Genomic DNA, 6,362 nt, shown 5'->3' with positions numbered 1-6,362 from the left:
GCTCGACCCAACGTCGAAGCAGATTGGCGTTCAGCTTGTGGTGCAACGCGATCGCCGCGAGCGACACCCCGGGCCTCTGGCAAGCTGCCACAACCTGAGCCTTGAACTCGACGCTGTAGCGCCGGCGGCGACGACGGCCTGGTGCCGCTGCTTCGTCAATAGTGTTCACGGTCCACCTATTTAAGTGGACACGATGCTCCCAAGACTCTCAACGCAACTCCAGATGGGATAAGCGGGCGCTTACGACGCACTTGATGGAGCGACCATCAATGTGATCAGCCCTTCGACCGGCGAAAGAATTGGCGTGGTCGCCTGCCACAGACAAACCAAATGACGCCCATTATGCGTTTCGCACCCCGGATGGAGACGGGTGGCTTCCCCGCTGTGGATCGAAGAAACAAAAATCCACCGAGGAAGGGGATGCTCCAGAAATAACGCTGAACCGCATCAAGCAAGTGCGAATCCAGTTCGGCCTGCGAGACGGCGGCAAGCGTCAGCATCGCGACAATTGCCGGCGCGAGGCAACTAATAATTGCCTTCTCGAACACTTCAAAGAACTTGGTCATTGCTTCCCCGCGTAGCGCTTTGCACACTGTATATAACAGCAAATCTGCACAGTTGCTGACTTTGCGGGTCTGAGTCGCGTCGTACCCTACGCAGGCGTCTCGCCGACAGGAAGAAAACCTTCGGCCGGGTCCGTTCGCAAACTGATGTATTCAAGTCGCCACTGATCGATCTTTCGAAGATCTGCTAGTGAGAGACGTGTATCAGCGACGGCGACACAACTCTCGAGAGCAATTTCCTTAGCGTCCTCGGGCTTGCCATAGACGCTCGTGAACAGATCGGAAATCTCGCTCGCGGCCTTCTCGGCAGCGGCACGCGCAACGGGGCCGCCTTCTGTAGCATCATATGCAAGGGTAATGCGCAGAACGTAGGGTTCACCGCCGTCGAGGTCCTGAAATCGCGCGGCGTCGAGGTCAAAGAAAACGCCCACCAGATGGGCGTTGTATGGCTCGAGAAGCTTGCCGGTCAGTTGCTCAACCGTCTTGCCCTTATGTTTTCGGCGAAGGCGACTCTCGAACGCGTTCGGGAAAGCCGGACGACCATACCGCGCGGCCAGCCATTGCTTGAGCGCCCTCTTCTCATCGGCATTCAGTGTGACCGACGCATCCGGAGCGGCAGCGATCGCATCGAACATCGCCGTATGGACCACCGTTCGAGCATCGTGACGCAGTTCAAGCACGAGCGTATGCCCTTCCCCGGTGGTGTAGCAGAGATGAAGCCGGCGTACGTTTCGGGCACGAGCGAACGTTGGGTCCACTGTCGCAACGATGTCCGCTACGATGCACTCGACAGAGGGCTCCTTGTCGTTGGCGAGGTCGCAGTCGTGCGAGATGACAACGACGCGATGTTCGCCTTCATCAAACACGAGTCCGAGGCCCAACGCATGAGCGTCAACCATGAGACTGCCTTGCCGCCAAGCACTGTCACGTCCCGGCATCCCACCCCCTCAGCGATCCTCGACAGCACCTGGAATCGAAACATCCGATTGCCAGTCTGCTGTTGCTGGAGCCGCGGTATTCGACAGACCCGTGAGTGCATAGGACCGTTCCATTGCCCGAGCCTCTTCAATCAAAGTCTGCACGGTCGCCGAACTGTCCTCACCGGCCTTCAGGATGTCGAACAGTGAGCGATCTTCAAACGCTTTCATTTTCAGGAGACTCGACGCACGCGCGACTCCTGCCGCCTTGAACGCGTCGGCGATCTGACTCAACGTCCTGATGCGCACGAGCTTGTCAGCGTCCGGCATCGACTCTTCGGACAGCCACTTGTAGACCGCCTGGCGCGACACGTCGAAGAGAACCGCAAGATCGCCAATAGCGGGATTCAGCACTGCGCGGACATTTTCCAGATGTTCCTTCGCCGTCCGGATATCCGCGCGCGGGCGCCTGCGCGGCGACCGCACCGCCGTGTCATCGCTGACAAAGAGCCCTGTTCGAGGTGAAAGGTACCCGCTCCAACTGTCTACGTTCTCAAGCGGATATGCAGACCCCGTCCCAATGAACGGCCGCAGCATCACCGGGTAATGCTGCGCAGCGCCAATCGCTGGCAATGATTGCATATGTCTGTCTCCTGATTAGTTTTACGACCAAGCCTTTAGGGCACGAGGCGTAACGATCGCCTCAAACGCCCGGCGGATGTCTCGGTGCAATGCCTCGAGCTGGCTCGCGAGCGACGCGAATTCAAGCGGAAATCTCCCCTGAACGAAATGGTCCGTGTCGATGACCGCATGACGCTGCGGCTCCTGCTTCGCGAACCGGTCTTTAATCACGAGTCCGTGCGGTGCCACGTCCGGCGGAAATCCAAGCGGAGCCACGGCGCGATGCACCCTCGCCACAAGGATGCCCCGGTCAGCCAAAACCCCCGGCTGCGTCTCGAATACCTGCTCGCTCGATGCTGATTGCTCAACCGCGCCAAACTGCACGCCGCACAGGCCGCCTGCAAGATACTGATCGACCGTCTCTGCCTCGCGCGGCTGCACAGCATCGAGGTACCGCAGACCTAGGCGACTCACGTGATCAAGACCCACAACTTTGTGAACGTGTTCAAGCCCGCGCAATCCAGTTGGCAAAAACTGTCGGTGCGTGTCGTAGTGGGTAGTATGAAAGGCGATGAACGTCGGGCTGAGCACAAAACTGGACGTACGGTCTGCCGTAGTCATCCGCCAGACCTTCAGGGTCCCGACTTTGGGGACAGGCGGTGCGTCATTAGCTTCAAAGACGAACTCCAGTTGCGGTATCGCCTGCTCTTCAAAGAGCGTATACCCGTCGCGGCGCAGCAGATCCTGCACTTCCCCAGCGTATTTTTCCATCGCCGGGATCGGGTTGAACTGCGCCTGCAGCAAGGCATAGTAGACCGGCGCATTGGCCATTCGTCCATTCATGATCAGCGGGCGCCAAAACGTAAAGTTGACATTTCGGTTGTCAGTTTACACCGTAGTTGACGCTCTCGCAAGGAGAACTGCTCAGAAGTGGCCCGCGGCGTGATGTCGCGGGGAGCGCTACGGCGCGGGACACCCGACGTGGCGTGGGAACGAGCGCACGCGGACCATGAACCGGGCCCTTATGTCCTCCACCGATCACACCAGCGCATAGAGACCGGCCGCCTAACCAAAAACGGTGGCGTCGCTTCCCCGGCTCCGCCGCCGTGTTACGTCGACCGCGCCCGTGACGCATACGACCGCCCGCATCCGCCGCTGTCCCGAAATGACGGCCCGGCTAGCCCCAACTATCCGAGCCTCAATTTGCGGAGTATTGTTGACGCCCCGTTAGCCGGCCCCACTGTTTGAGGGTTCGTGGACAGCGCTGCGATGCCATTGAGGTGTGGCGCGGTCTACGCGAAATAGGTGCGCTACTGGGTTTGAACGGCACCCTCCAGACGACACACCCATCCGTCCCGAACCCATTCATTTGCGATGCGAATCAGTGTTATCCAAACAATCGATTTTGTAGCTTCGGGCGAAATGCCGCATAGTCGCTTCCTGCGACGCGCGGCACAGCTTCCGACTATCCGCGCCGGAAAGAGAGCTTTCCTGACGTGCCCCGATGCAAGCGACTCTATCGGAGCGGGTATCCATCTGAACGTCAAAATTAATTTTCTGCGTGAGCGGATACGAACAACCATCGGAGCCGTGGCAATGACTGTATCGATCGTGATAGTGGGTGCTGGCTTTTGCGGGACGATGACGGCCACATGGCTACTGTCGGATCAAACCGCAAAGCCCCTGTCGATCGCACTGGTCGATGACAGCTATAGCGTTTCGCGCGGTATTGCTTATCGGTCAGACGAAGAGGGGTGGCTCCTGAACGCCCCCGCACGGACCCTCAGTGTTGAGCGGGACAACGGCAACGGCTTTGTCGATTATTGCCGACAGCGGGGCCGTCCTGCCGAACCCGATGATTTCCTGCCACGTGCGTGGTACGGTGATTATCTTGCACATCTGCTAAAACAAGCCGTCGAAAACCGCGGGAAGCATCAGTTTTCTCAACATGACGGATACGCCGTCGCGCTGAAGCCCGTCGAGGATGGCCGAACGAAGGTTCATTTGCACACGGGTGTGGAGATTTCTGCCGATCACGTCGTCCTTGCGACCGGGCACAGCGATGGCCGCCGCTCCATCACTGTTGCAGCGACCGGTGGCGCTTCACTCGATCAACGTTTCCTCGCGAATCCCTGGGACGCAGTTAAACTGCGGACCGTGCCGGATGACAGCCATTTCTTCATGTGCGGGTCTGGTCTGACGGCACTCGACGTTGTTTACGCGCTGCACCGGCGCAGCGAAAAGTTGCGCTTCACGCTTATGTCCCGCCGTGGTTTGTTGCCTCAACACCACTGCCAGTCACCGCCGAGACTTCAGCCACAAGCGCGGCGGTCGCTTCTCGATCAATTGGCCGCCGGCCCCAGGCATTGCATCACCGTCGTACGCAAAGTCATTGCTGAACATCGCGCGAGAGGCGGTGACTGGCGCGAGGTGATCGATAGCCTGCGTCCAGCGGTACCGCAGATCTGGTCAAACTGGTCTGAGGCCGACCGGCGCGCTTTCGTGCGCCATATTGCGCCTTACTGGGACACACATCGTCACCGACAGCCAGCTTCCACGGCAGCGCTTGTCGCGTCACTCAGGATGAGTGGGCGTCTCTCGCTTATGGGGGGGCGAATCGAGACAATCAGCGCACATGGCGACGGGCTGCTGCTGGCTATTCGCCCGCGCGCAGCAACGGGCTCGCGCGTTGTGCACGCATCGTATTTCGTGAATTGCACCGGTGTCGGGATGGCTCCAGCTCATCGAGCTACGGCGTCAGATACAGAACCGCATGCAGATTGCATACACCGGCCTATAGCACACGCGTGTGATTCTCTTTTTGATCAGTTACGGCGCGACGGGATTGCAAAATTTGACTGGGCGGGGTTGTGTGTTGATGAGTCTTACCGCGTGGTTCGAGTCGATAGCTGTACGAATCCGTCTCTGTTTTATATTGGCCCTGCGCTTAGAAGACGCTTTTGGGAGGCGACGGCGGTGCCCGAATTGCTAATGCATATCGAGCGGATGACGGAGATCATAATGCGGCAGGTTTCTGCACATTAAACGCGAGCGCATTGCCTGACAGGGGCGTGGATGCAAGCGGGTTCTGTCGCAGTAAGATCGAGAGGTCGGTCAAGACCGATATGGCATGGATTCCTTGTCCAGCCAGCGAATAGAACTGATGTGCGGGAGTTTGCCAAACGCCGCCATCGTTCAATTTCCCCTTGACGATCATGTGCATGACTTCGATGCCACCTAGATGCTATGTGGGAGGGCAGTGGCAGTAAGCCCGACTGGAGTAAAACGGGATTTGCACACTCGTTTTCTCCGAAGGAGCACGCAAACGGGCGCGCCTGACGCAGCCCTTCCACACAGCATCTAGGGGCCGTTTTCATTCGATGAAATGTGCTTACATCTTGTCTTTTGTGCGAGCAGGCCAAGATGATTCGAACGTTATTGAGCGATGAAACGCTTGCCGGGCAAGGAAGGCGATCCAGAGGACGGCTTCGACAATCGTTCGTCAGCGTAGACCGCCCGCCTTGGATCATTCGCCAGACATCGCTTCGCAACGATGCACGTTGGCTCGCATGCCATCATGCGCGAAATGGCGTGATGCGTAATCAATAAGCGTAGGCACGTCAGGTGATACCAGCCGGTGTCCGACGCACTTGCGTCGGACAAACTCTCGATGCCGCGTCCGGAGGCATCCATCAACGATCTGGTGACGACATGGACATGAATGGTGTGATGACGGAAGAGGACGGCGGTGCGCCGCCTTCGCCGGGGGAAGCGGCCATCCTTGAGGAAGCATGCTGGCTGGCCGACTCGGGCCGCTACGCCGACTTCATAGACATCGAGAACGTGCTGCGTTTTGGTTACGGGCTGACCAATGCGCGGGCCCTGCTTGACCGGTATCTGGTTCGCAGGATGCTGAACCGCCGCTGCGCGGATGCCCGCGACGAGCGGCTGGTAGGGCGGTGCAGCGTGAGATTCTGCGCTCATCCGATGGCAGAGGACGCATGACACCACGCGAAGCGCAGAACATTCTCTATGCGGCGTTCGTGGCTGCGGCCCTGATCGTGCAGGCCCAGCCGTACCGGGACGACGTGCACGCGCAGCGCCGGTTCGAGCACATTGTCAACCAGATCCTGTCGCGCGCTCAAACGTACGAGACCGAAGTGCCCGTAGAGGTGCGAGGATGGATAGCTCCCGCCCCTTCGTCGCCTGAGCTTATGCTTGTTGCGCAGCCACCGGCGCAACCGCGTCGCGGTGTAGCTGT

8 protein-coding genes and 1 pseudogene are annotated in these 6,362 nt (G+C 59.0%); 3 read left to right on the top strand and 6 right to left on the bottom strand.

Annotation, left to right across the window (positions count from 1 at the left end):
- The 5 genes from AB3X96_RS41820 to AB3X96_RS41800 form a co-directional block, all read right to left on the bottom strand.
- A partial coding sequence (locus AB3X96_RS41820; RefSeq protein ID WP_368594322.1) for a transposase occupies positions 1 to 169 on the bottom strand: 169 nt, incomplete at its 3' end.
- 106 nt (positions 170 to 275) lie between these two features.
- Positions 276 to 566: a hypothetical protein gene (locus tag AB3X96_RS41815; protein ID WP_368594320.1), complete on the bottom strand. Its 291-nt coding sequence runs from the start codon at positions 564 to 566 to the stop codon at positions 276 to 278.
- Between the two features lie 86 nt (positions 567 to 652).
- The gene (locus tag AB3X96_RS41810; protein ID WP_368594319.1) at positions 653 to 1,462 is read right to left on the bottom strand and encodes a hypothetical protein; all 810 of its coding nucleotides are present in this window, start codon (positions 1,460 to 1,462) and stop codon (positions 653 to 655) included.
- 48 nt (positions 1,463 to 1,510) lie between these two features.
- Positions 1,511 to 2,122, bottom strand: coding sequence for an XRE family transcriptional regulator (locus AB3X96_RS41805; RefSeq protein ID WP_176112034.1), 612 nt, complete (start codon positions 2,120 to 2,122; stop codon positions 1,511 to 1,513).
- Positions 2,123 to 2,143: 21 nt separating this feature from the next.
- Entirely contained in the window at positions 2,144 to 2,932 is a 789-nt protein-coding gene (locus AB3X96_RS41800) for a TIGR04255 family protein (protein ID WP_176112035.1), read from the bottom strand.
- A gap of 765 nt (positions 2,933 to 3,697) precedes the next feature.
- Between AB3X96_RS41800 and AB3X96_RS41795 the strand changes: the two genes are divergently transcribed.
- Positions 3,698 to 5,146 carry an FAD/NAD(P)-binding protein gene (locus AB3X96_RS41795; protein WP_368594318.1) on the top strand — a complete coding sequence of 483 codons (1,449 nt, stop codon included), beginning with the start codon at positions 3,698 to 3,700 and terminating at the stop codon, positions 5,144 to 5,146.
- Between the two features lie 103 nt (positions 5,147 to 5,249).
- Here the strand turns inward: AB3X96_RS41795 and AB3X96_RS41790 are convergent.
- A pseudogene (locus tag AB3X96_RS41790) lies at positions 5,250 to 5,342 on the bottom strand (IS6 family transposase); the annotation flags it as partial.
- Between the two features lie 488 nt (positions 5,343 to 5,830).
- Between AB3X96_RS41790 and AB3X96_RS41785 the strand changes: the two are divergent.
- Together AB3X96_RS41785 and AB3X96_RS41780 are read left to right on the top strand one after the other, a co-directional pair.
- Positions 5,831 to 6,106: a hypothetical protein gene (locus AB3X96_RS41785; protein ID WP_368594321.1), complete on the top strand. Its 276-nt coding sequence runs from the start codon at positions 5,831 to 5,833 to the stop codon at positions 6,104 to 6,106.
- Positions 6,103 to 6,362: hypothetical protein (locus AB3X96_RS41780; protein ID WP_368594317.1), on the top strand; the 260-nt coding region annotated here is incomplete at its 3' end. The genes AB3X96_RS41785 and AB3X96_RS41780, both read left to right, overlap by 4 nt.

The organism is Paraburkholderia sp. BR13439, from assembly GCF_040948805.1.
Lineage (GTDB): Bacteria > Pseudomonadota > Gammaproteobacteria > Burkholderiales > Burkholderiaceae > Paraburkholderia > Paraburkholderia youngii.
This window is presented reverse-complemented; position numbering and strand designations above follow the sequence as displayed.